This window comes from Hymenobacter jeongseonensis (assembly GCF_015694725.1).
Lineage (GTDB): Bacteria > Bacteroidota > Bacteroidia > Cytophagales > Hymenobacteraceae > Hymenobacter > Hymenobacter jeongseonensis.
Genome location: NZ_JADQDQ010000007.1, coordinates 33,156 through 57,940 on the forward strand (window position 1 = coordinate 33,156; position 24,785 = coordinate 57,940).

General features: G+C 61.4%; 20 protein-coding genes, 1 tRNA gene and 1 pseudogene. 18 read left to right on the top strand and 4 right to left on the bottom strand.

The features are described from left to right. Positions 1-11: 11 nt before the first annotated feature. Together I2I05_RS14500 and I2I05_RS14505 are read left to right on the top strand one after the other, a co-directional pair. Positions 12-2,894: a PAS domain-containing hybrid sensor histidine kinase/response regulator gene (locus tag I2I05_RS14500; RefSeq protein WP_196282997.1), complete on the top strand. Its 2,883-nt coding sequence runs from the start codon at positions 12-14 to the stop codon at positions 2,892-2,894. 3 nt (positions 2,895-2,897) lie between these two features. Further along, a complete protein-coding gene (locus tag I2I05_RS14505; RefSeq protein WP_196282998.1) occupies positions 2,898-3,980 on the top strand; it encodes a flavin-containing monooxygenase in 1,083 nt (360 codons plus the stop codon). Positions 3,981-4,266: 286 nt separating this feature from the next. Here I2I05_RS14505 and I2I05_RS14510 read toward each other — a convergent pair whose 3' ends face one another. Continuing rightward, the gene (locus I2I05_RS14510; RefSeq protein ID WP_196282999.1) at positions 4,267-4,653 is read right to left on the bottom strand and encodes a T9SS type A sorting domain-containing protein; all 387 of its coding nucleotides are present in this window, start codon (positions 4,651-4,653) and stop codon (positions 4,267-4,269) included. Positions 4,654-4,828: 175 nt separating this feature from the next. On the opposite strand from I2I05_RS14510, the gene I2I05_RS14515 reads away from it, so the two are divergent. The 3 genes from I2I05_RS14515 (at position 4,829) to I2I05_RS14525 (ending at position 8,121) form a co-directional block, all read left to right on the top strand. Next, positions 4,829-5,947: an NAD(P)/FAD-dependent oxidoreductase gene (locus I2I05_RS14515; RefSeq protein ID WP_196283000.1), complete on the top strand. Its 1,119-nt coding sequence runs from the start codon at positions 4,829-4,831 to the stop codon at positions 5,945-5,947. Positions 5,948-6,214: 267 nt separating this feature from the next. After that, positions 6,215-7,402, top strand: coding sequence for a type III polyketide synthase (locus tag I2I05_RS14520; RefSeq protein WP_196283001.1), 1,188 nt, complete (start codon positions 6,215-6,217; stop codon positions 7,400-7,402). Positions 7,403-7,419: 17 nt separating this feature from the next. Further along, on the top strand, positions 7,420-8,121 hold the full coding sequence (locus tag I2I05_RS14525) for a methyltransferase domain-containing protein (RefSeq protein WP_196283002.1): 702 nt from the start codon (positions 7,420-7,422) through the stop codon (positions 8,119-8,121). An 18-nt stretch (positions 8,122-8,139) separates the two neighbouring features. Here I2I05_RS14525 and I2I05_RS14530 read toward each other — a convergent pair whose 3' ends face one another. Both I2I05_RS14530 and I2I05_RS14535 read right to left on the bottom strand, forming a co-directional pair. Next, positions 8,140-9,045, bottom strand: a complete 906-nt coding sequence (locus I2I05_RS14530; protein ID WP_196283003.1) for a histone deacetylase family protein — start codon at positions 9,043-9,045, stop codon at positions 8,140-8,142. Positions 9,046-9,453: 408 nt separating this feature from the next. Beyond that, positions 9,454-10,527: an acyltransferase family protein gene (locus tag I2I05_RS14535; protein WP_196283004.1), complete on the bottom strand. Its 1,074-nt coding sequence runs from the start codon at positions 10,525-10,527 to the stop codon at positions 9,454-9,456. A 610-nt stretch (positions 10,528-11,137) separates the two neighbouring features. Between I2I05_RS14535 and I2I05_RS14540 the strand changes: the two genes are divergently transcribed. The 12 genes and pseudogenes from I2I05_RS14540 (at position 11,138) to I2I05_RS14590 (ending at position 23,440) form a co-directional block, all read left to right on the top strand. Continuing rightward, on the top strand, positions 11,138-11,428 hold the full coding sequence (locus I2I05_RS14540) for a cupin domain-containing protein (protein ID WP_196283005.1): 291 nt from the start codon (positions 11,138-11,140) through the stop codon (positions 11,426-11,428). A gap of 557 nt (positions 11,429-11,985) precedes the next feature. Then, positions 11,986-12,837, top strand: coding sequence for an aldo/keto reductase (locus I2I05_RS14545; RefSeq protein ID WP_196283006.1), 852 nt, complete (start codon positions 11,986-11,988; stop codon positions 12,835-12,837). A gap of 101 nt (positions 12,838-12,938) precedes the next feature. Further along, positions 12,939-13,853: a helix-turn-helix domain-containing protein gene (locus tag I2I05_RS14550; RefSeq protein WP_196283007.1), complete on the top strand. Its 915-nt coding sequence runs from the start codon at positions 12,939-12,941 to the stop codon at positions 13,851-13,853. A 272-nt stretch (positions 13,854-14,125) separates the two neighbouring features. Continuing rightward, positions 14,126-14,761 carry a (2Fe-2S)-binding protein gene (locus I2I05_RS14555; protein WP_196283008.1) on the top strand — a complete coding sequence of 212 codons (636 nt, stop codon included), beginning with the start codon at positions 14,126-14,128 and terminating at the stop codon, positions 14,759-14,761. Between the two features lie 4 nt (positions 14,762-14,765). Next, positions 14,766-15,827 (top strand): FAD binding domain-containing protein, encoded by a 1,062-nt coding sequence (locus tag I2I05_RS22515; RefSeq protein ID WP_449555673.1) that lies wholly within the window; start codon positions 14,766-14,768, stop codon positions 15,825-15,827. Further along, positions 15,781-16,524 (top strand): annotated as a pseudogene (locus tag I2I05_RS22160) (xanthine dehydrogenase family protein molybdopterin-binding subunit); the annotation flags it as partial. The gene I2I05_RS22515 and the pseudogene I2I05_RS22160, both read left to right, overlap by 47 nt. A gap of 52 nt (positions 16,525-16,576) precedes the next feature. Continuing rightward, complete coding sequence (locus tag I2I05_RS22165) at positions 16,577-17,974, top strand: xanthine dehydrogenase family protein molybdopterin-binding subunit (RefSeq protein ID WP_449555674.1); 1,398 nt, start codon at positions 16,577-16,579, stop codon at positions 17,972-17,974. A gap of 76 nt (positions 17,975-18,050) precedes the next feature. Beyond that, positions 18,051-18,914, top strand: a complete 864-nt coding sequence (locus I2I05_RS14570; protein ID WP_196283009.1) for a carboxymuconolactone decarboxylase family protein — start codon at positions 18,051-18,053, stop codon at positions 18,912-18,914. A 319-nt stretch (positions 18,915-19,233) separates the two neighbouring features. After that, positions 19,234-20,214: an aldo/keto reductase gene (locus I2I05_RS14575; RefSeq protein ID WP_196283010.1), complete on the top strand. Its 981-nt coding sequence runs from the start codon at positions 19,234-19,236 to the stop codon at positions 20,212-20,214. Positions 20,215-20,249: 35 nt separating this feature from the next. Beyond that, positions 20,250-21,413, top strand: a complete 1,164-nt coding sequence (locus I2I05_RS14580; protein ID WP_196283011.1) for an aldo/keto reductase — start codon at positions 20,250-20,252, stop codon at positions 21,411-21,413. Positions 21,414-21,505: 92 nt separating this feature from the next. After that, on the top strand, positions 21,506-22,738 hold the full coding sequence (locus I2I05_RS14585; RefSeq protein WP_196283012.1) for a PQQ-dependent sugar dehydrogenase: 1,233 nt from the start codon (positions 21,506-21,508) through the stop codon (positions 22,736-22,738). Positions 22,739-22,819: 81 nt separating this feature from the next. After that, positions 22,820-23,440, top strand: coding sequence for a flavodoxin (locus I2I05_RS14590; protein WP_230688355.1), 621 nt, complete (start codon positions 22,820-22,822; stop codon positions 23,438-23,440). 381 nt (positions 23,441-23,821) lie between these two features. Here the strand turns inward: I2I05_RS14590 and I2I05_RS14595 are convergent. After that, positions 23,822-23,896 (bottom strand) — tRNA-Val (locus tag I2I05_RS14595). Between the two features lie 186 nt (positions 23,897-24,082). Here I2I05_RS14595 and I2I05_RS14600 point away from each other — a divergent pair. Further along, on the top strand, positions 24,083-24,772 hold the full coding sequence (locus I2I05_RS14600; RefSeq protein ID WP_196283014.1) for a porin family protein: 690 nt from the start codon (positions 24,083-24,085) through the stop codon (positions 24,770-24,772). The last annotated feature ends 13 nt before the right edge of the window (positions 24,773-24,785 follow it).

Here is a 24,785-nt window from a genome sequence, read left to right on the forward strand (position 1 = left end):
ACGCTTGCCCCATGCTGCGCTATTCTCGTTCTCCCCGTGTCGGCCGTCGGGCAGCGGCCCCAGCCGTGCGCCGGGTGGCCGAGCGGGCGTCCCGCGACGCTACCCTTGCCCAGCCGGCGGCCCTGGCCAATGAGGCGCCCCTATTTGCGCAGGTCCTAGCCGACAAAGTGCCCCTCATTCTGTTCAGTTACGATTTGCAGCGGCACCGGCTGCTGCACTGCAATCAACATTGCCAAACGGTGCTGGGCTACAGCAGCCAGGAACTCCTGAACTTGGGCGATGAGCTGGGCCGACACCTGCTCCACCCCGATTCCCTGGCCCAGATTCAGCAGCGCAACCTGCCGGCCCTGTTGGCCGAAGGCCAGGGCCTGAGCTGGGATTGCCGCCTGCATCACCGCGATGGGAGCTGGCGGTGGCTGCGCATCCGCCTCCGGGCCGGGGCCACTGGCCCCACCGGGCAACTGGTAGAAATGCTGGGCAGTGCCGAGGACGTGACCCGCCACCGCGCCGCGCTGGAAGAACTGCGCCAAAACCGTCATCTGCTGCGGCAGGTAGTTGATTTGGTGCCCAACCTCATTTTTATTTACGACCTCGAGCAAGAGCGCAACACCTATTCGAACCGGCGCATTGAACAGGTAATGGGCTACACCAGCGAGGAGTTGCTGGCGTTTCCCAATGGGAAACTGCTCTCAGAAGTAATGCCTAACGACACCGTGAAACAGGTGCGTAAGCATTTCGCGGCCGTGGCCCAGCTACCCGATGGCCAAACGCTGACCATAGAATTTGCCGTACATCACCGCAACGGCGAGTTGCGATGGCTGCGCAGCACCCACGCCCCGTTTGCCCGCACGGCCGATGGCCGGGTCACCAGCATCATCGGCGTGGCCGAAGACATTACCGAACGGCGCGCTTCAGACGAGGGCAACCAGATGGCCGCGGCGCACACGGCCGAGCAGCACCGCCTGTTTCGGCAGGTTATCGACGCCCTCCCGCACCCCGTTTACCTAAAAGACGGCCACAGCAACTACCTACTGGCCAACACGGCCATGGCCGCCCTCTACGGCATGACCCCCGAGGAACTGGTGCGTAACGGCGCCCCAGCCACCACCACCCGCGAAACCGAACGCTACCAGGCGCAAGACCAACTGGTGTTGAGCACGGGCCAGGATTTAACGCTGGAAGAATCCTACACTTACCCCAACGGCCAGGTGTCGTGGTTTAGCAGCGTTAAACGGTTATTTGCGCGCACCGACGGCACCACTCAGGTACTGGGCGTCGACAGCAACATCACCGAGCTCAAGCACACGCAGCTGGCCCTGGAAGCCGCGATTGCGGCGGCCGAAGTGGATGCGCAAGCCAAGCAGGACTTTCTGGCCAACATGAGCCACGAAATCCGCACGCCGCTGCACGGCATCTTGGGCCTGACCGGCGTACTGGCCAAAACCACGCTCAGCCGCAGCCAGCACGACTACCTGCGGTTGCTGGCCGAGTCGGCCGACCACTTGCTCATGGTGCTCAACGACGTGCTGACCACCGCTCGCCTCGGCGCCGGCAAGCTGCACCCCGAAACCACCCCCTTCAACCCCGAAGAGCTGCTCTCAGGATGCGCCGCGCTGCTGCGGCCCCGAGCGCGCGAGAAAGGCCTGCGCCTGCGCGTGACAAAGCCCACGAAATTACCCCAGGTACTCGGCGATGCCCACCGCCTGCGCCAGGTGCTGCTCAACCTGGTCAGCAACGCCATCAAGTTCACCGAAACCGGCCAGGTGCTGCTGCGTTGCCGGGCCGTGACGCCGCCGCGCAGCAGCACCGAACCCGCGGGCACGGTGTGGCTGCAATTCACAGTGAGCGACACGGGCGTGGGCATGTCTTCCGCAACCCTCGAAAAAGTATTTGAGCCGTTTGCGCAGGCCGCCGCCAGCACCGACCGCGAATACGGCGGCACGGGCCTAGGCCTGAGCATTTCGGAGGGCCTGGTGCGGCTGATGGGAGGTGTGCTGCAAGTGAGCAGCGAAGTAGGCCAGGGCAGCACGTTCGCCTTCACGCTGGGTTTTCCGCCGGTGGCGGCCACTGCGGGGGCCCGCACCAAAAGCGAGCGCGACGCGGCTGTTCCGTTGGCGGGCGGGCGCATCTTGCTGGTTGAAGACAATTTGGTGAACAGCCTACTGGCCGAAACAGTGCTGCGCAACTGGGGCTGGCAGGTGACCACCGCCGCCAGCGGCCCGGCGGCCATTCAACTGTTCGAGCACCGCCCGTTCGACTTGGTGCTCATGGACATTCAGATGCCCGGCATGGATGGCGAGACGGCCGCCCGCTTCCTGCGCGAGCACCCCGACCCCGTTCGGGCAGCCACACCCATTATTGCCCTCACGGCCCGGGCCCAGGCCGGCGAAGCCGAACGGCTCCAAGCAAGCGGTTTTGCCGGCTATCTTGCCAAACCTTACCGCGAAGAGCAGCTGCTTGAAACCATGCACACCGTGCTGGCCAGCCAGCAGCTCTTAGCCGAACCTCTACCCGTCTACAACACTACCCCCACCATGACTTCTGCAAATCCCTTATACGACCTGAGCAATGTGCGCCAGCTCGTGCGCCAGGACGAGGCCATCGTTCGCCGCCTGGCCTGGGCCTTTATCGAAACCACGCCCGCCATTCTGACCGCACTCGACGAGGCCCTGACGCGCGGCAACTGGGAGGAGGTAGGCGACGCGGCCCACCACCTCAAAAGCTCCCTCGATGGCTTGGGCGTTGAGAGCCTGCGGCACGTCATTCGTGAAATCGAAGACTACGGCGCCAATCCCCCTGTCCCCTTCGTTGCGGCCCAACAAGTAGCCCAAGTGCGCGCCACCACCGAGCAAGTCATGGCCGACCTGCGGGCCGAATTTCCGGAGCTCCCGTAGCGCATGGTTTCGCCCGGTACTTCCGCGCCTGCGCCGCCGCTCATTCACACCGACACCGTGGTTATCGGGGCAGGCCAGGCCGGACTGGCCGCCGCGTATTATTTGCAGCAGCGCCAGGTCGATTTTCGGGTGCTGGACGCTGCGCCCATGGCCGGGGCTGCCTGGGCCACCCGCTACGATTCGCTGCGCTTGTTTTCACCGGCCGGGGTGAGTGGCTTGCCGGGCCTGCCGTGGCCCGGCCCCGCCGCGCACTACCCGTCCCGCGACGAAACCACCGCCTACCTGCGCCAGTACGCTGCCCACTTTGGCTTTCCCCTCGAACCCAACCGCCGGGTCGTCCGCCTGGCGCCTGGACCGGACGGCTACGTAGTGGAAACGGCGGCGGGCCCCACCTACGCCGCCCGGCGGGTAATCATCGCCACCGGCCCCTACACCACCCCCAAAGTGCCCGCGTGGGCCCCGCAGCTGCCCGCAGGCGTTTGGCAACTCCCCAGCCGTGACTACCAGCGCCCGGTCCAGCTGCCCGGCACGGGCCCCGTGGCCGTGGTCGGCAGCGGCAATTCGGCCCTGCAAATTGCCGCCGATGTAGCCGCAACAGGCCGGCCGGTGTATGTGGCATTTGATGACAAGACACCGGCCATGCCCAATAATCGGTTGATGTGGACTTTTTTGGCCATTACCGGTCTGCTGGGCGTTTCGCGGCACACGATGTTGGGGCGAAAGATGTACCACAGCCCCGAGCCGGTGGTGAGTGGCGATTTGGCAAAGCTGCGGCGCTTTGCAAACGTCCGGTTTATTGGGCGGGCCGAAGAGGCGCTGCCCTCAGGGGCCATCCGAGGGCGACGCGCGACGTCGGAACCGCTCGAAGCGGTGGTGTGGGCTACCGGCTACCGGCCGGACTATGGGTGGGTTGAGCTACCCATTTTGGAAGACGATGGCAGCCCCCGGCATTACCGCGGCATCACCGAGGTGCCCGGCGTGGCTTTTTTGGGGCTCAACTGGCTCGATAGCCGGCGCTCGGCGCTGCTGTACGGCGCGGGTCCCGACGCCCGGCGCGTAGTAGCCGAGTTGCTGCGAATGCCCTAATGTTATTGAAACCCGGACCTGCTTTCGGGGGTTGTAGAGACAAGCTGCTGCTCTTGCAAATGAGCCGCTTTTTATTAACCTGTCTTTTCTCTAGTCTTATGTTAATCTTCATGCTCGGCCTTCTGGCAGTTACTGCCGTTCTCGCCATTGATACGACCCCCAACGCGAAGAAAACGCTGGCCCCCGTGCGGGTTCGAGTGAAGTAATTCACACCGCTGATATTCATAAAAAAAAGCAGCCCTCGGGCTGCTTTTTTTATTCGTCATACTAGGGCTGCAAATCGCGCTTAGCGAATCACCAGCTTGCAAATTTGGCTGGTGTTGTCGGCCTCCAGCCGCACGTAGTATAGACCGTTGGCAAACTTGCTGAGGTCGAGCATTTTGGTATACCGGTCGTTCATCTCGGTCAGCGTTTCGCGGTACATCACCGTTCCGATGACGTTGAGCACGCTCAAGGCCACTTTCTTGCCCTGTAGGTTATTGATGGTCAGGTGCACAATGCCGGTCGAAGGGTTGGGATAGACCAGCAGCGTGCGTTCGTCGCCGGGCTTGCCTTGCTGGCCGGGACGGCTAACGGGGGCTGCCGAAGCAGCCGGCAGGCTGTTCAGAAGCGGCCCAAAGCCAATGCTGAGGCAGCCAATTAATAACAGAGATAAGAGTAAGCGTTGCATCATAGTAATTATAAGTCGGCGGCCCGAACAAGCGCAGGACGCTAGGGCTTAACGAGTGGCGTTGATTTTAGTTGGCAAAGGTACAACAGCGTAGGCATCAGGCCTAGTAGTATATACCAAAAGCAAGATAAATTACGGCTTCTTCCCTCCCATGGTTCTGATTTTATTGAATAAATAAGTGGACATTTTACTGATAGGTGGCGGCTTGGCTGGCTTGGCAGCAGCCCTGGATTTGGCGGGCCGTGGGCACCGAGTGGCGGTGGTGGAGCGCAAGCAGTACCCGTTTCACAAAGTGTGCGGCGAATACGTGAGCAACGAAGTGCTGCCCTACCTGCGCCGCTTGCACGCCGACCCCGCCGCGCTGGCCCCGGCCGCCATCAGCCGGTTCCTGCTGACCTCGCCGGGCGGCCGGAGCCTCACGGCCCGGTTGGACTTGGGCGGGTTCGGCGTGAGCCGCTACGCGCTCGATGATTTTCTGTACCAACTGGCCATGGCCCGGGGCGTCACCTTTCACTTGAAAAACACGGTGACCGACGTAGCCTACGACGCCGCCGTCGGCCTGCACCGCGTGGCGCTGGCCGACGGCCGCACGCTCACGGCCCGCGTGGTGCTGGGCACCTACGGCAAGCGCGCCAACCTCGACCGACAGCTGCAACGCGCTTTCTTCAGCCAGCGCTCGCCCTACCTCGGCGTGAAGTACCACCTGCGCCTGCCCGGCTTCCCGCGCGACCTGATTGCGCTGCACAACTTTGCCGATGGCTACGCGGGCATTTCGGCCATTGAGGAAGACAAGCTGTGCTTTTGCTACCTCACGTCCCGCCAAAACCTCAAGCGCCACGGCACCATCGCGGGCATGGAGCGCGAGGTGCTGGCCCGGAACCCCCGACTGCGCGAAATTCTGGACTCGGCCGAACGGCTGTACCCGCAGCCCGAGGTTATCAACGAGATTTCGTTTGCGCCCAAGCAGCCAGTGGAACAGCACGTGCTGATGTGCGGCGATGCGGCCGGTCTCATCACGCCGCTCTGCGGCAATGGCATGGCCATGGCGTTGCACGGCGCGGCGTTGGGCGCAGCGGCGGCACACGATTTTCTGAGTACTAAGACCACCCGGGCCGAGATGGAAACGGCTTATTCCCGGGCCTGGCACGCGCAGTTTGCGGCGCGGCTGCGGGTGGGCCGGGCGGTGCAGCGGCTCTTTGGCGGGCCGGTGCTGAGCGAGCTGGTGGTGGGAGGCTTGCGGCACTGGCCGGGGGCCGTGCAGGCGCTGATGCGCCGCACCCACGGCCAGGAGTTTTAAGTGTACCGCTCAGGCCCGGCACAGCCGCTTGGCATCGGCAAACGGCTGGTGCTATCCCGGAGCGGCTCTGCGCTTCGCTTGCAATTAGAGGCCTACTGACCCGCGGTTACTGTAACGCCAGAATCTTATTCCTCTGATTTTGCCCAAGCAAAGCGCAAAAACGTTTGTTATACCGTACGTCGGGGTGCTGATGAGCGGTGCAGCCGTACATTCATCGGCCGAGATATCCGAATAGCAGCTCAATTTAGAATCGTAATTCACTCCGCAATGCCGAGTTATTTAGGTGCCATCGGCACTGCGAACCCTGTTCACCGCATCGCCCAGCCGCAAATTGCTGATTTCATGGCCCAGGCCCTGGCTTTTGGCGACAACGAGGCGCGCAAGCTGCGGGCGCTGTACCGGGTGTCGGGCATTGAGCACCGCTATTCGGTGCTGCCCGACTACGGCCGGGCCAATGGCGACTACACGTTTTTCCCGAATACGCCCACGCTGGAGCCGTTTCCGAGCGTGGGCCAGCGCATGGCCGTGTACCGCCGCGAGGCCCTGCCTCTGGCCACCGAAGCAGTGCGCGACTGCCTGCGCCAAGTGCCCGATGTGGCGCCGGCCAGCATCACCCACCTCGTCACGGTGAGCTGCACGGGCATGTACGCGCCGGGCCTCGACATTGAACTGGTGCAGGCCTTGGGCTTGCGGCCCGACGTGCGCCGCACCTGCGTGAATTTCATGGGCTGCTACGCCGCCGTGAACGCCGTGAAGCTGGCCGATGCCTTTTGCCTGGCCGATGCTCACGCCCGCGTGCTCATTGTGAGCGTGGAGCTGTGCACCCTGCACTTCCAGAAAAGCCCCGAGGAAGACCACCTCATCAGCAATGCCCTGTTTGGCGACGGCGCGGCGGCCTGCCTCGTGCAAGCCGCGCCGCTACCCAACGGCGCGCCCAGCCTGGCGCTGCAAGCCTTTCACTGCGGCCTGGAGCCCGATGGGCACGACGACATGGCCTGGCACATCAACGACTTTGGGTTTGAGATGACACTGTCGAGCTACGTGCCGAAGCTGATTCAGCGTGGCATCCGCAGCCTCACCGACGGGCTGCTGAACAGCCTGCCCGTGCAGCTGGCCGATATTCGGCACTTCGCCATTCATCCCGGCGGCCGCAAGATTCTCGAAACCATCGAAGCCGAGCTGGGCCTGACCCGCGAGGACAACCGCCACGCCTACCGCGTGCTGCGCGACTACGGCAATATGTCGTCGGCCACGGTACTGTTTGTGCTGCGCGAGGTGCTGGCCCACGCCTCCCCGGCCGACCGCGGCGCGCCCGTTCTCAGCTTCGCCTTTGGGCCGGGGCTTACCATGGAAGCCATGCTGCTGGAGATTGCCGTGAGCGACGAACCAGCCCGCGCGAAAACCCACCAGCAGGAAGAAACGGCGGATAAGGCCGGGCTGCTCTCCATTCACTGATAACGGCTCGCCTGCGAATGTTTGAAAAACGCGCTTCCGGCCCGGAGTTGATGGACGACCTGACGCTGGCTACCGATGCCCTGCGCCAGAACCTCGACGAGCTGGAAACCATCAACACCTGGCTGGGGGGCTACGCGCCGGTGCTCAACGCGCTCAAGCGCCTGAAGCCGCGGTTTCCCAGCGGCCGGCCCCTGCGCTTGGCCGACCTGGGCAGCGGCGGCGGCGACACCCTGCGCCATATCGCGCAATGGGCCCGCAAAAACCGCGTTTCAGCAGAATTGACCGGCATTGACGCGAACCAGTTCATGCTTGACTACGCCATGGCCAAAAGCCTGGGTTATCCCGAAATCACTTACCGGCAGTTCGACATTTTCGCACCGGAATTTCAGGCGCAGCCCTACGACGTCCTTACCTGCAGCTTGTTTTGCCACCATTTCACGGATGATGAATTGGTGGCGCTGCTGCAGCAATGGCAACAGCAAGCCCAAGTGGCGGTGGTCATCAACGACCTGCACCGGCACTGGTTGGCTTATCACAGCATTAAGTGGCTCACGCGGTTGCTCGGCGGTTCTTACCTGGTGCAGCACGACGCGCCGCTGTCCGTTGCCCGGGCCTTTCGACGGGCCGATTGGGTCGCTTTGCTGCAGCGCGCGGGCATTGTAAACTATGCATTGCGCTGGCGCTGGGCCTTTCGCTGGCAGGTGATTTTGCACAACTAATTGGGCTGAAATCCCCTTTCATCCCCACAGTCCGGCGGCCACGCGGTAGGTGTTGGCATGGGCTTCCACGATGTCGGCGATGCGCTCGGAATAACCGCCGCCCATGCACACCACCACCGGCAGTTGGTGCCGGTGGCAGAGGTTCAAGACCAGTTCGTCGCGCTGCCGGCAGCCGTCGCGGGTGAGGGCTAGGTGGCCCAACTTGTCGGTGGCCAGCACATCGACGCCGGCCAGGTAGAACACGAAATCGGGCTGCACCTCGTCGAGCAGGCGCGGAAGGGTGCGGCCCAGCAACTGAAGGTAGTGGTCATCGTCGGTGCCGTCGGGCAGCGGCAGGTCGAGGTCGGAAGCTTCTTTGCGGGCCGGGTAGTTGCGGGCGCCGTGCATAGAGAAGGTGAACACCCGCGGCTCGGACTGAAAAATGGACGCCGTGCCATTGCCCTGGTGCACGTCGAGGTCCACAATCAAGACTTTTTTCACCGTCGGCACGTGCGCCAGCAGCCAGGCGGCGGCCGCGGCTTGGTCGTTGAGCAGGCAAAACCCTTCGCCCCGGGCCCGAAACGCATGGTGCGTGCCCCCCGCAATGTTGAAGGCCACGCCGTGCGTTTGCGCCAGCCGGGCCGCCTCAATGGTGCCGCCCAGAATGGTAACCTCGCGCTCAAACAGCGCGGCCGACCATGGGAAACCAGTGGCCCGCTCCTCCTGCCGCGTGAGGTGCCCCAGCCGCAGCCGCTCGTAATAGTCGGCGGCGTGCACCAGCAGCACATCCGCCACGGCGGGCGGTTTGGCCACAAAAAAATCCGTCGCAGTGGCCGTGCCCTCCCGCAACAGCTGCTCGGGCAGCAGCTCGTATTTCAGCATCGGGAAGCGGTGGCCATCCGGCAGCGGGTGGGCGTAGTTGGGCGCAAAGGCAATGGGAAGCATGGTGCAATAACCAACGAGCGGCCGGCTCGGCGGCGGCGCCAAGCATAATTCTGAGCTTACGGCAACAGACTGGGTTAGTATTTGGCACAAAACGACCAAACCGGCAGCTACCATCGGTTTAGGAAGAACGTGTTTGAAAATTGTCAGGCTCCGACAAACTTAGCTTGACGAAAACGGCGTCTTTATAAAATTCCAAACGCCCGTTTAGCATTATGAAATAGCGAATACTGCAAATAATGCCCTAGAGCGCTTGCTAGTCTGGCGGCCATCATGCTTCTTGCTAGTGCGAATACGAACACCAGCTGCTGGCGAAGCTGAGGAAACCCCAGACACATCAAAAAAAGCCCCTTCCGTGCGTGGTCGGGGCTTTTTGCACGGAGCGCATTTCCGCCGCTGTGCGCGAATTGCTTACGCGTTTTCGGGCCGAATGGCGGCCACCAGCCGGTGGCGGGCGTTGAGCCAGGCCCGCACGGGTTCATCGTAAAAGCGTAGCGCCGCCCAAGCCAGCGCCACAAAAAACCCGGTAAGGCCCACCATCACGGGCAGCACCTGCGTCATGGGCGGGTGCCGGGCCTGGACCCAGTGCGTGAAAACGTAGATAAACGGGTAATGCACGAGGTAGAGCGGGTAGGAAATCCGGCCCGAGAACCGGCACAGCGCCACCCACGCCCCGCCAACGGGGCTGCCAGTGCCGGCCGCTACAACGAGCGGAAACACCACCAGCACGCAGAACGCTTCGTAGTACCCCGCAGGCTGAAACGCCGGGGCCGCAAATACCAGCAACAGCACTGCCGACAGCAACGCGTACGCCGCCGGCACACGCAGGCGCCACTCCGAACGAAAGAGCAACAAGCCCGCGAAAAAGGGAAAGGCCACCCGCACGGGCGCCATCCAGAACGTGTCCCACCCCCAGCCGCCTTGCAAGTGCCCATGCCCCACGGCCGTGGCCGCCAATGCCACGGCAGACCCGCTCACTACCAGCAGCAGCACCCGGCGGCTAAGCCACGGCCCCACCAGCGCGTAGGCAACGTTGGCCACGTACTCCTGTAGCAGCGACCAGCAGGGCCCGTTGAGCGAGTGCGTTTCGCCGTAGTGGTTGGGCAAGGACGGCGCGGGCAACAGCAACGCGCCCAGCCCGGCAATCAGCGACAGGCGCAGCCCGCTTACACGGTCGGCCGGGCCCAGAAAGGGGTCGAATAAGTGGCCGAGTACCCCGATTACCACGGCCAGCAGCACCATCGGGTGCAGGCGCACCAGCCGGATGCGAAAAAACTCGCGCACCGTGAGCGCAGGCCACCGGTCGTCGTAGGCGTACCCCACCACGAAGCCCGAAAGCAGGAAGAAAAAGTCTACCGCCAGGTAGCCATGCCGGAGCGGATTGGCGGTGTAGTCGGGCCATACCGCTTCAAACAGGTGGAAGACAACTACGAGCAGGGCGGCCGTGCCCCGCAAGCCGTCCAAGATTTCAAAATGGCGTTTCATGAATGCAAAAGCCGAAATCCTAAGTCAGAACGCCCGGCCAAATCGTCGTTTAATGGCCGTAAGCTATGAAAAAAAGCGCCCCATTCCGGACACCTGACGGAGCAGATTTGCCGGCACCCCAGCCGCATTTAGCATGCTGGCAATAAAAACCCCCACTGCACAAGGCAGTGAGGGTTTTCGCGAGGCGTATTGGGCACGGCTATTTGCCTAAGACTGCTCAATCGTACTAGAAAATGAGGTGGTCCAGCTTAGCCGGTTCCTTCATAGTTCCCACCGCCCTTTTATCCAGCCATCACCTTTCCAGTGCTTGGCTGCGCGACCGGCGCTTGCCGGTCGCGATGTCTGCAACAACCACGGCCGGTTTGTTTGAATCTTACATCGATTGGTTTGATTCCCATTATTTGCCCAAGCTATGCCAACAGAACTTTGCATACTACTGGGCTTCCTATTGGGCTGCTCTGTGCCTTGTAGGTGGCGAAGGACGCATTTTTTATGATGGACCGGGAAATGATGGGAGGGTTTAATATTTACCAGATAACCACTGGCGCGGTTCCGACTGCGGTTTACGGGCGCCGCGACCTGTCTGCGTAACCACTTTATTCGCCCATCCTTGGCGCTGGCAATCCTTGCCATCCTGACCGTATTGGCGGGTAATGGCCAAACCCGAACGCCGTCGCCAGCGGCCAGCGGGCCGGGGCCCATTTTTGCGAAGGGCCAACCGGGGCCGACGGCCAATTTCACTGGTAAAGCGTGGTTGCAGGGGCTGACGGGCCAGGACGACAAGTACCCGTGCAGCGTCGGCAGCGTGCAGTTTGCGCCTGGGGCCCACTCCAACTGGCACCAACATCCGGCCGGACAAATCCTACTAATAGTTGAAGGCACGGGCCATTACCAGAAGTAAGGGCAGCCGATGCGGGTGCTCCGCAAAGGCGATGTCGTCAAGGCGCGAGCCGGCGTGGAGCACTGGCACGGAGCCGCGCCTACCACTTCCATGACACACGTAACCATCAACCCCGACGTGACGGCGGTGGCGGTGGTTTGGGGACTGCCAGTGACGCAGGCAGAGTACTTGAGCAAGCAGTAAGCTGTGGCGGTAGCGTGTGAATTTCGTGACACAGCCCTTATTAAAGTCTTGACTCTATTGGTGCAGAAAACACCATTACATGAAGCTTGCGCTACCTGCCTGGAGCGGCTATTATTGAGGCCAAACATTCCTCTCTCACGCACTTAACAAGGATTTCAAGTTAACTGCAGCCGTTTGAATTGGCGCGAGAAGTTATTTGATTTTCATACTAATTCGTTTGATTCTCTTTTCCCAACTGGTTCGACCAACCGGACCTTTGTCATGAAAATCTGAAGTAGTTGGACCGCGGTGTTTACCCGACGCATTAACTCGGCAAATACTCCCTTCTGCTGCTCCAGACACATTCTTTGTGCTACTTCTATCCGAAGAAAATTATGCAAACTGTCGCATTGAATAATGGAGTAAAGATGCCCCTGCTGGGCTTTGGCGTGTTCCAGGTACCGGACCCCGGCGAGTGCGAAAACAGCGTGCTGGAAGCCATCAAGGCCGGTTATCGGTTGATTGATACGGCGGCATCTTATGGCAACGAGGAAGCCGTGGGCAACGCCATCCGCAAGAGCGGGGTGCCGCGGGAGGAGCTGTTCATCACCACCAAGCTGTGGGTGCAGGACGCGAGCTACGACGGGGCTAAGCAGGCGTTTGAAACGTTGATGCAGAAGCTCGGGCTTAATTACCTGGACCTCTACCTCATTCACCAGCCCTACGGCGATGTGCACGGCGCTTGGCGCGCCATGGAGGAACTGTACCACGCCGGGCGCATCAAGGCCATTGGGGTGAGCAACTTCCACCCCGACCGGGTGATGGATATCATTGTGCACCACAACGTGGTGCCGGCGGTGAACCAGGTGGAAACCCACCCCTTCCACCAGCAGGTAGAAACGCAGCAGTTTCTGCAGGAAAATGGGGTCCAGATTCAATCCTGGGGGCCCTTCGCTGAGGGCAAGAATGACATCTTCGCCAACGACGTGTTGCGCGGCATTGCCGCCCAGCACCAGAAGACGGTGGCGCAGGTGATTCTGCGCTGGCTCACGCAGCGCGGCGTGGTAGCCATTCCGAAGTCGGTGCGCCCCGAGCGGATGGCCGAGAACTTCAACAGCCTCGACTTTGAGTTGGGGGCGGAAGAACTGGAGGCCATTAAGGCGCTGGACACGAAGGCCAGCCTGTTCTTCGACCACCGCGACCCGGCCATGGTGCAGTGGATTAGCGAGCGTAAAATTCACGACTAATTCTGGCAGAAAACGACCGGTGCGGCCGTGGAGCCGTTACCATAGTGGTGTTCTATCTGGCGCGCCACCTGCGTGTTACCCGTTCTTTACGTATAAAAGCCATGACCCACACAGCCGCCCCCGTTACCGAGCGCATCAGCAGCCATCAGGACCTGAACCCCCAGGAGTTGAAGCTTCGAGGCTTTAAGGCGTACGAGGTGGACACCGCGGCAGGCCCAAGTCATGCGTACCGCCGCCGGGACTTTTATAAAGTGGCGCTGGTCACCAGTTCCTGCACCGTGGAATACGCGGACCGCGGCATTGAAATCAACGGGCCGAGTTTGATGTTTGCCAACCCGCACATCCCGTACTCGATCGAGGTGCATGGGGATAGGCTGACGGGCTTTTCCTGCCTGTTCACCGAAGCGTTTATGAAGGAAAACGACCGGTCGGAAAGCTTGCAGCAGTCGCCGCTGTTCAAGGTCGGCGGCACGCCCATCTTTCAGCTCAATGATGAACAGGTGGCTTACGCCAAGGGCATCTTCGGGAAAATACTGGCCGAGCAGGAATCGGATTACCTCTACAAGGGCGACTTGATTCGCACCTACCTGCAGCTGCTGATTCACGAGGCCCTGCGCATGCAGCCGACCGAAAGCTTCGTGCAGCACAAGAATGCCTCGTCCCGGATTACGGCCCTGTTTCTGGAGTTGCTGGAGCGGCTGTTTCCGGTGGAAAGCCCCAGTCAGGCAATGCCGTTGAAAACGGCTCAGGAATTTGCCAACCAACTCGGGGTGCACGTTAACCACCTGAACCGGTCGGTGAAGGAAGTGACGGGCAAGCCCACTACCGCGCACATTGCGGAGCGGGTGATTAGCGAAGCCAAGGCCCTGCTGCACCACACCTCGTGGAGCACGGCCGAGGTGGCCTACAGCCTCGGGTTTGAATACCCCACGTACTTCAACAACTTCTTCAAGAAGCACACCGCCACCACGCCCCTGGCCTTCCGGCGGGATGCCGAACGGGTGATGGAGGCGTAGCGTGACGCGGTGGCGGGCCAGATAGCCAGTACCCCAGCCCGGCCTGGATTATACTATTCAAACGAATCAGTAAGGGTTTCAAACAATACCGGGCGCTGGGGCAACTTCGATAATGCCAGTTGGTATAGACCTTACCCGGTTTCGGCTCAAATGAATTAGCAGGTGTTTTTAATGGCGCCGGCGGTGTCAGAGCCGCCGGCCTGGTTGGCCCGCGACGTCGATAATTTGCGAGGGAGCCTTATTGACTTTTTCACTCACCATTCCGTTTTGCCATGGAGTCTGATTTGTTTCCACCCAACCTGGACGCCCCGCAACCAGCCGATGATTCGCGCCGCTCGTTCATGAAACAGGCCGGCGGCATCTTCGGCTTAGCGCTGGCCTCCCCCCTGGCTGGTCAGGCCGAGCGCCTGACGGCCTTCTCGAAAGTTCTCAAGGGCGCCACCGACATCACGCTGCGCGTTAATGGCCAAGCGCACACCGTTCGGGTCGAGCCCCGCGTGACGCTGCTCGACACGCTGCGCGAACGGCTGGATTTGACCGGCACGAAGAAGGGATGTGACCACGGCCAGTGCGGCGCCTGCACCGTGCACGTCAACGGCCAACGCACCCTCTCCTGTATGACGCTGGCGGTGATGGCGCAGGGCAAGGAAATCACCACCATTGAGGGCTTGGCCAAGGGCGACCAGCTGCACCCCATGCAAGCCGCTTTTATTAAGCACGACGGCTTGCAGTGCGGCTACTGCACCCCGGGCCAGATTATGTCGGGCGTGGCATGCGTGCGCGAGGGCCACGCCACCACCGACGCGCAATGCCGGGAGTGGATGAGCGGCAACCTGTGCCGCTGCGGCGCTTACCCCAACATTCTGGCCGCCGTGCGCGACGTGGCCAGCCAACCGGCCCAGGGCTAACGCTATGAACGACTTCAGCTACACCCAAGCGGCCTCGGCCAAGGAAGCCACCGCCCTGCAAAAAGACACGCCCGCGGTGGCCTACATCGCCGGCGGCACCACGCTGCTGGATTTGATGAAGGCCCACCTGCAGGAGCACCCGCAGCTGCGCAACATGGCCACGGTGGGCGGCAATATCTTGCAGCGTACCCGTTGCGGCTACTTCCGCGACGCGGCCTTTCCCTGCAACAAGCGCGTGCCCGGTTCGGGCTGCCCAGCCTTGACCGGCGACCACCACAACCTCGCCATTTTGGGAGTGAGCGAAAGCTGCATTGCCAACTCCTACCCAGGCGACTTCTCCGTGGCGCTGGCCGCCTTTGATGCCGTGCTGACGATTGAGAGAAGCAAAGGCAAGCAGCGCCAAGTGCCACTGAACGACTTCTACCGGCTACCCGGCAACACGCCCCACATTGAAACGGTACTCGAGCCCGGCGAGCTGATTGTGGCCATCACCATTCCGACTGCCGCCCATGCGCAACGCTCGGCTTACCTGAAAGTGCGCGAGCGCAGCAGCTACGCCTACGCCCTGGCCTCGGCCGCCGTGGGCCTGGATGTGCAATCTGGGACCATCCGGGCCGCGCGGGTGGCGCTGGGCGGCGTAGGCGCGCAGCCGCGAAGCGGAGCGAGTGCTGGTCGGCCAGCCAGCCACCGAGGCCACGTTCCGGGCCGCTGCTGCGGCTGCCTTGCAGGCCGCCCAGCCGCGCGAGCACAACCGCTACAAAGTGGAGCTGGCGCAAAACACACTGGTGCGCGCCCTGCAGCAAGTGGCCGCGGCATAGCCAATAAGCCCCTTCCTTTTCCTATTCCCACTGCGCCTTACGCCCGAAGCTTTTATGGATACCGAACCCCAATTCTTCGAAACCAACGCTGGCCCGGGTGCCGTGGGCCAGCCCATGAACCGCGTGGACGGCTGGGCAAAAGTGACCGGCCAGGCCAAGTACTCGGCCGAATACAACCGCTTGCCGGGACTGGTGCACGCCGTGCTCAAAACCAGCGACGTGGCCAAGGGCCGCGTCACGGGCTTTGATAGCAGTGCCGCCATGAAGCAGCCGGGGGTGCTGGCCATCCTCACGCACCTGAACTTGCCCAAGCCGGTGAAGGTGCCGGACTCGCAGGCGAACAAAGGGACGCTAAATTCCCCGATGGGCTTTTTCCCGATGATGACGGACGAGGTGCACTACGCCGGGCAGCCCGTGGCCATAGTAGTAGCCGACACGCTGGAACACGCGCAGTATGCGGCAGCCTTGCTCAAAGTGACTATTGCCGCCGAAGCGCCGGTTTCTTCCTACTTCGACCCCAAGGCCCAGCGCTACGTGCCAAAAACCGTGAAGGGCACGGCCGGCGTCACCAAGCGCGGCGATGCGCAAGCGGCTTTTGCCAAGGCTCCGGTGCAGCTGACGGCCACGTACCACCACGCCACCAACCACCACAACCCCATGGAGCCCGGCGCCACCACGGCGCACTGGGAAGCCCCCGACCGGCTTACGGTGTACGACACCACCCAAGGCGTGTCGGAAACCCAGAAAACGCTGGCCCTGATGCTGGGCCTGGCCACCGAGCAGGTGCGCGTGGTGACCAAGTACCTCGGCGGCGGTTTCGGCTGCAAGGCTTGGGTGTGGCCCCACGTGGTGCTAGCGCCGCTTACCGCTAAGGCCATGGGCCGGCCGGTGAAACTGGTGCTCACGCGCCAGCAGCAGTACACCGGCATGGGCCACCGCGAAGAACAGGAGCAAACGCTGCGCCTCGGCGCGACCAAAGAAGGCAAGCTGCTGGGCATTGTACACGAAAAAAACGTCTACTACCTCGCCTTGGGACGACTACGCCGAAACGAACAGCCGCATCATCAACATGCTCTATGCGCTGCCCGCTTTCGAGTCGACCTACCACCTGGCCAAGGCCAGCGTGATGACCTCGACCTCGACGCGGGCCCCAGGCGACATGCCCGGCTCGTTTGCCCTAGAGTGCTCCATGGGTGATTTGGCCTACCAGTTGGGCATCGACCCCATCCAAATCCGGCTGCTGAATTACGCGGAGAAGGACCCCACCAACGGCCAGCCGTGGTCGAGCAAGAGCCTGAAGCATTGCTACCAGCGCGGCGCTGAACTCTTTGGCTGGAGTAAGCGCAACCCCAAAAACGGGCAGACCCGCAACGGCAAAACGCTGGTGGGCTGGGGCATGGCCACGGCCTCCTACCCTGTCCACAACTCGCAGGGCAACGCCCGGGTGCGCCTCTACGCCGACGGGCATGCCGTGGTGCAGGCTGGCGCCACCGACCTGGGCACGGGCACCTACACCATTATCACCCAAGTGGCAGCCGACGCTTTGGGAGTACCGCCGGAGAACGTTCGATTTGAGTTGGGCGATACCATTCTGCCCACTACGCAGTGGTCGGGCGGTTCCACGGCGGCGGGCAGGGTGTCCTCGTCGGTCTACTTGGCCGCGCAGGAGGTGTGGCAGAAACTCATCAGCATGGCGGTCCGGGACAGGAAATCGCCGCTGTACGGGGCCAAGGCGGCGGACGTGGTGATGGAAAAAGGCCGCCTGCAGCTCAAAACCAAGCCGGCCACCGGCGAGGCCTTTGCTGAAATCATGAAGCGCGCCAGCCTGGGCGATGTGGAAGGCACCGCGCAAGGGCGCTACGGCAGCGTGTACAAAGAGCCCAGCGTCACGGCCGACGCTGATATGAACAAGGAGGAAAAGGAAGCCGCCGCCGGGTATTCGATGCATGCCTTTGGCGCCCACTTCTGCGAGGTGCACGTGGACCCCGAACTGGGCACCGTGCGCGTGGCACGCTGGGTGAGCGTGATGAGTGCGGGCCGCATTCTCAACCCCAAAACGGCGCGCTCCCAGGTCATTGGCGGCAGCATTTTCGGCATCGGGTCGGCGTTGATGGAGCAGACGGTACGCGACCCCAACCTGGCCCGCTACACCAACGCCGACCTCGCGAGCTACCACATCCCGGTCAACGCCGACATTCCAGACATGAGAGTCGACTTCATCGACGAGCACGACCCCCACGTCAACGCCATGGGCGTGAAGGGCATCGGCGAAATTTCCATCGTGGGCGTGACGGCGGCCGTGGCTAATGCCGTGTTCCACGCCACCGGCCGGCGGCTGCGCTCCCTGCCCATGACCCCTGACAAGGTGCTGGACGCCATGCGCCAACCGGCCTAACCAGGCGCAAGCAAGGCTTTTTCACCCGGTTACGCCCGTAGTTGAAGCCGGAGCGGGACATTCATTTCAGGCACAAATGAAGAATACAAATCAGTGGAACTGGGTAGCCGTTCGCGCGTCCCGGCAAGCGCGGCGCGACTCCCACAACCTCCCACTTCCCCCCTGGCAGACGCCGCGGGCGGGAAAGCTGGGACTGCTGGCTTTTTTTGTCTTTCTACTCGGTATTTTGGCGGTGGCAGCACCCTTTCCCGGGAGCTGTGAACAGGCTGCGGCAGATGCGCTGACGGCCCGGCAACAGGCCATTACCACCATTTCGGCGCTGACCGCGAAAGGTAACCTGCCTGAGCTGCATCAGGCGTTGGGCAAAGGCCTGGAGGCCGGCCTAACCGTGAATGAGGAAAAGGAAGTGCTGGTGCACCTCTACGCTTACTGCGGCTTTCCGCGCAGCCTACAGGGCATCAACACGCTTATTAAGGTGCTGGATGAGCGCAAGGCCAAGGGAATTAAAGATGTAATAGGCAAGGAGGCGTCGCCCGTTACCAGCACCGCATCGAAGTACGAGCGCGGCAAGAAGAACCTGGAGAAGCTTTCGGGAAAGCCCGAACCAGCCACCAAAACCGGTTACGCCGCCTTCAGCCCCGAAATCGAGCGGTTCCTGAAGGAGCACCTGTTTGCCGACATCTTCGAGCGCGACGTACTGACCTACCAGGAGCGGGAGTTGGTCACCATTGCCGCGCTGGTTAGCCTGGGGGGCGTGGAGCCCATGTTGCAGAGCCACTTGGGCATTGGACTGCATACCGGACTGACGCCCGCGCAGCTGCAGCAATTGATGGCTGTAACGGAGACGAGTATCGGTAAGAAAGAGGCGGATGCCGGCCGGGCTGTGCTCGCGAAAGCGCTGAGCACTGCTCAGCCGTCCAGCGCACCCAACCAGAAGTGAGATGGGGCTAGTCGCCTCTTTTGCGGCTGTTGCAATATGTAAAAAGCGTTGGCAAAACAGCCAGCGCTTGTTTGATAATCATACTCTTTGGTTTGAATCATGTTTAACCGCCGCCTGGTGTGTTCGGACCTTTGTCATGCTCACTGCTACTCGTTTTAGTCTATACTATTAACGGGTAACCAACTGGTCATTAGCGGACTGATTGCGAATCCATCAAGAATCAGACTGCATTCACTGCCTCAAGCTTTTGGGGGTGGGCGGCTAGCTTTCGCGCCTGCAGGCGGTGGGGCCTGATTACATTTTTTAAGCAGCATCCAACATGGAAAAGCGAAAATTGGGGCCGAGCGGCCTGGAAGTATCAGCCCTGGGCCTGGGCTGCATGGGACTGACTTTTGGCTACGGCCATTCCACCCCTGCTGAAGAAGCCATCCACCTGATTCAAACGGCCGTTGACCGCGGGGTGACCTTTTTTGACACGGCCGAAGCCTATGGGGAAGCCAACGAAACGCTGGTGGGCCAGGCCCTGGCGCCGGTGCGCGACCAAGTGGTCATTGCCACCAAGTTTGGTTTTAAAGAAGGCCAGCCCTCCCTCGGCCTCGATAGCCGGCCCGAGCGCATCCGGCAAGTGCTGGAGCAATCGCTGCGGCGCATGAAGACCGATTACATCGACCTGTTTTACCAGCACCGCGTGGACCCCAACGTGCCAATGGAAGACGTGGCCGGGGCCGTGAAAGACCTGATACAGGAAGGCAAGGTGAAGTATTTTGGCCTTTCCGAAGCGGGAGTGGCGGCCATTCGCCAGGCGCACGCAGTGCAGCCCATGTCAGCCCTGCAAAGTGAGTACTCGCTGTGGTGGCGCGAGCCCGAGCAAAGCGTGCTGCCCACCCTGGAGGAACTGGGCATCGGCTTTGTGCCATTTAGCCCGCTGGGCAAGGGCTTTCTGACGGGCAAGATTGACGAGAATACCCAGTTCGACCAGTCCGATTTCCGCAACAGCGTGCCGCGCTTCTCGGAGGAGAACCGCAAAGCCAATCAGGATTTTGTGGCCTTCATCGGCCGGGTGGCGGCAGAAAAAGGCGCTACCCCGGCCCAGGTTGCGCTGGCGTGGCTGCTGGCCCAGAAACCCTGGATTGCCCCAATCCCCGGCACCAGCAAGCTGCATCGGCTGGAGGAAAACCTCGGCGGGGCGGAATTGAAGCTGACCGCCGATGATTTGCAGCGCCTGGAAGAAGAAGGCGCCAGCATCAATGTTCACGGCGCCCGGTACACGGAGCAGTCGCAGAAAATGATTAACCGCTAAAACCGCCGCCATCAGCTCACCCTGCCTTACAAACCATGGACCCTTCAACTGACCAACCAACTTCGGGCCTCAACCGCCGCGACCTGCTGAAAACCGGTTTAATCCTGGCTGGCGGCGCCATGCTGCCAGCCTGTGCCGCATCAGCCCCGGCGGCGGCCTCCCGCTCGGCTTCGGCAAAAAGCCAGGTGCGGGGTCGGCGGAAGCTGGGCACATTGCAAGTGTCCAGCGTGGGCCTGGGCGTGCAAAACATGAGCCGCAAGTACACCACGGAAGTTCCAAACCGGGCCGAGATGCACCACATCATCCGCACGGCCTATGACCAAGGCGTGACCCTGTTCGATGCCGCGGAGGTGTACGGCCCGTGGGAGGTGGAGCGCATCCTGGGCGAAGCGGTGGGCCCCTCCCGCAACAAAATCGTGATTGAGACGAAGTTCGGTTGGAATATTGACCAGAAAACCGGTCAGCGGCTGCCGGGCCTGAACAGCCGGCCCGACCACATCAAGGTGGTGGTGGAGAACATGCTGCAACGGCTGCGCACCGACCGCATCGACCTGTTGTACCAACACCGCGTGGACCCGGCCGTGCCCATTGAGGACGTGGTCGGCGCTATCAAAGACCTCATCGGCCAGGGCAAAGTATTGCACTACGGCCTATCCGAACCCGGCCTGAAAACCGTGCGGCGGGCGCATGCCGTGCATCCGGTGACGGCGATTCAGAACGAATATTCCCTGCTCTGGCGGGGACCGGAAGCCGAAGTTATTCCGCTGTGCCAGGAGCTCGGCATTGGGTTCGTGCCGTGGAGCCCGCTGGGCGTGGGCTTTCTCACCGGGGCCATCGACGCCGGAACCCGGTTCGCACCCGGCGACATTCGCGGGGCGGAGTCTCGGTTCTCGCCGGAGAACCTGCCGGGCAACCTGGCCCTGGTGGAACTGGTGAAGCGCTGGGGCACCCGGAAAGAAGCTACCGCTGCCCAAATTTCGCTGGCCTGGCTGTTGGCGCAAAAACCCTTCATTGTGCCCATTCCCGGCACCACGCAGATGGCCCACATGCTGGAAAACAACGGGGCCGATGCCGTGCGGTTTACCGCGGATGAGTTGGGGCAATTCAATGCGGAGCTGGCTAAAATTCAAGTAAAGGGCGAGCGACTGCCGCAGATGGTGCTGCAGTTTTCGGCGGTGGAAGCAGCCCCCAAGCCATAGAATTATCTCTGCTGGCATAAATCACGTTAAGCAGGACGGGCAGCCGTTCATGAAGGGCAGCGCTCAGGTAATCCTATTCCATCGGTCAACTCATGAAACAACCTCTGATTTGCCTCCTTGCTGGTTCGCTGGCCTTTGGGGCGTGTTCTCGCAATGGAGATACTGCTGCGGTTTCTACAACGCCTGCTCCCTCCGGTTCGCCGGTGGAAACCAACGCCCCCAATGCCACTTATCGGCCGGCCTTTACCGGCCAAACCCGCGTACCGAGCGTGACTACGGCGGCCAGCAGCTACCGGGCAACGGTGCTCACGTCTTCGCTGACCAACCCGTGGGGCATCACCCCACTGCCCGATGGGCGGCTGCTCATTACCGAAAAGGCCGGCCGGATGCGTTTGGTTACGGCAACTGGTACGGTCAGCGAGCCCATTACGGGCTTGCCGCCGGTCAATTCTTCCGGGCAAGGCGGGCTGTTGGGGCTTTGCATCGACCCGGATTTTGCCACCAATCGGATGGTGTACTGGTCGTTTTCAGAAGTTCGCCCGGGCGGTAATCTGACGGCCATTGCCAAGGGCCGACTGGCTACGGATGAGCGCACCATCGAGGGAGCCGCCGTCATTTACCGCGCGGAGCCCGCGTATGCCGGGGCCAATCATTACGGGGGCCGCGTGGTATTTGACCGCACGGGCCATCTGGTGGTGAGCACCGGCGAGCGGTCGGACCTCGCCACTCGGCCTCAGGCGCAATCGGTCACGTCGGCCCTGGGTAAGCTTATCCGCATCACGAAAGACGGGCAGCCGGCCCCTGGCAATCCGGTATTTGCGCAAGCGGGCGCCCGACCGGAATTGTACTCCATCGGCCACCGGAACCCGCAGGGCTTGGCCGTTCATCCGGTGACGGGCGACATTTGGCAAAGCGAGCACGGCCCGCGGGGTGGCGACGAACTCAACCGCCCCCAGGCGGGCGCCAACTACGGCTGGCCCATCATTACTTATGGTCTCGAATACAGTGGCCAGCCGGTGGGCGGTGCCATCCAGCAGGGCACGGGCCTGGAGCAGCCGGTGTACTATTGGGACCCGGTGGTGTCGCCGAGCGGCATGACGTTCTACGCGGGCAACCGCATTGCTGAATGGCAAAACAACCTGTTCATCGGCGCGCTCAGCGGGATGCACATCGTGCGCCTGGTTATTGAAAACAACCGCGTGGTGGGCGAAGAAAGGTTGCTGGCCAGCGAAGGACAACGCTTCCGGGACATCACCCAGGGAACGGACGGCGCCTTGTATGCCGTCACCGACCAGGGCCGCTTGTATCGAATAGCCCGCCCGTAACGTTTTCTCATGGGCCGCTGCAAAATAAAAAGTCAGATGGATGCTGAGCCACAACGCCTAAAGCAGTTCCCAGCGGCACCGATGCGCTGGCTCGCAGTGTGCTTGCTCCTGATTTCCGCCTGCTCCATTGCCCCGGCCGAGGATGTCCAGGCCACCCCGGCCCCCGGCATGGCTCCAAGCAAAGTATTGATTGTGTACTTGTCGCGCACCAACAACACGAAGGCCGTTGCGGGCATGATTCACCAAGCGGTGGGCGGAACCTTGGTGGCACTGGAAGTAGAAAGCCCGTATCCGGCAAATTACCAGGCCACCGTTCAGCAGGTGGCTAGGGAAAACGAAACCGGTTTTTTGCCGCCCCTGCGTACCAAAATCGCAAACATGGAGCAGTACGACGTCGTGTTTGTGGGCTTTCCGACCTGGGGGATGCAGCTGCCACCGCCCATGAAGAGCTTTCTGAAGCAGTACAATCTGAGCGGGAAAACCATTGTGCCATTCAATACCAATGCAGGCTATGGGGTGGGCAGCAGCTTCGAAACCGTCAAGGCGCTGGCCCTCAATAGCTCGGTTGTGGAAGGCTTTTCAACCCGCGGCGGCATTGAAAGAGACGGGGTGCTTTACGTGATGGAGGGCAACAAGAAAAAGCAGGTGAAGGAGGCAGTGAACACCTGGCTGAAAAAAATCAATTTGCTATTCAGCAAATAGAAACGCATAGGCAGACACTTTCTCCTTTATATTCCTTACCGTAAAAAAGCAAACAGCCCCCGCTTCGTCTTTCTCAGACTACGAAGCGGGGGCTGTTTTGAGTTCGGCTTAACCCGGTCCGTTGGGTACAAGGCTTCGGTAGTGCCAGTGGGCTTAGGCGATGTCGCAGATGCTGCTGGTGGTGTTTTGGCACCAAAAGGTGTAGCCGTCGTGGGTGAGGAAGGCCAAACGAATGCACCTTTGGTCGTTCACAAAACCCAATGCAACAACCGCAATAACGGTCTTTGCTTTTCCTTTTTCAGAATACACAAAACACACCCAGCGGAAACGGGGACATGCAATAAAAAACCCCTCGCTGCACAAGGCAGCGAGGGGTTTTCGTGAGGCGTATTGGGCTCGAACCAACGACCTCCACCGTGTCAGGGTGGCGCTCTGAACCAACTGAGCTAACACCCCAGGCCACTACTCCGTATGAGCGGAGCAGCGGCCCCAAAGGTAAGGCCCCGACGCACGGGCGCCAACCGTTTTTTTTGCCTTCGGCCGCCACAAGGCAACTTTCTAGCCCCGGTAAAGTATAGTGGCAAACGGGAATAGTAATCTTACCCCGGCCACCGGCCTCATTCTCCTCATCTTCTTTCACCCATGAAAAAGACTCTTCTGTTTTTAGTATTCGCCGTAACCACCTCTACGGCAGCGTTTGCGCAGGCCCGTCCGGGCGGCGAGTTGTCTTCCAAAGATTACACGGGCGGCGGCACCACCGACTCGCGCAACACCGGCTTTGGCATTAAAGGCGGCTACAACCTGAGCAGCCTGCGCGGCGACGACGTGGCCGGCATCGACCGCAATTCGCGTAGCGACGTGCACGCCGGCCTTTACGGGCAGTTTGGCTTCAACGAGTTTGCTTCCGTGCAGGCCGAGTTGTTGTATTCGCGCCAAGGCTTTGAAGCCAACACCGGCGTGGGGACCAGCGCGGGCGCAAAGCAGAATTTTCGCATGGATTACATCTCGCTCCCCGTCATGTTCGTGGGCAACGTGACCGAAACCATCAGCTTCCATGTGGGCCCACAGGTGTCGCTGCTCACCAACATCCGGCAGGGCGACGACAACCTGGACATCGCCGCAAACGGCTTCAATTCCCTCGATTTTGGGGGTGTCGGCGGACTCGAAGCCCGCTTGGGACCGGCCCGTTTGGGCGCGCGCTACAACCTGAGCTTGGGCAAAGTATTTGAAGACGGCTCCAACTCATCCGGCACCATCAACCCGGCCTTTTCCAATAGCAAGATTTACAACAACTTGTTTCAGATTTACTTGGGTATCGGCTTTACCCAATAAGCACCCTTCCGCT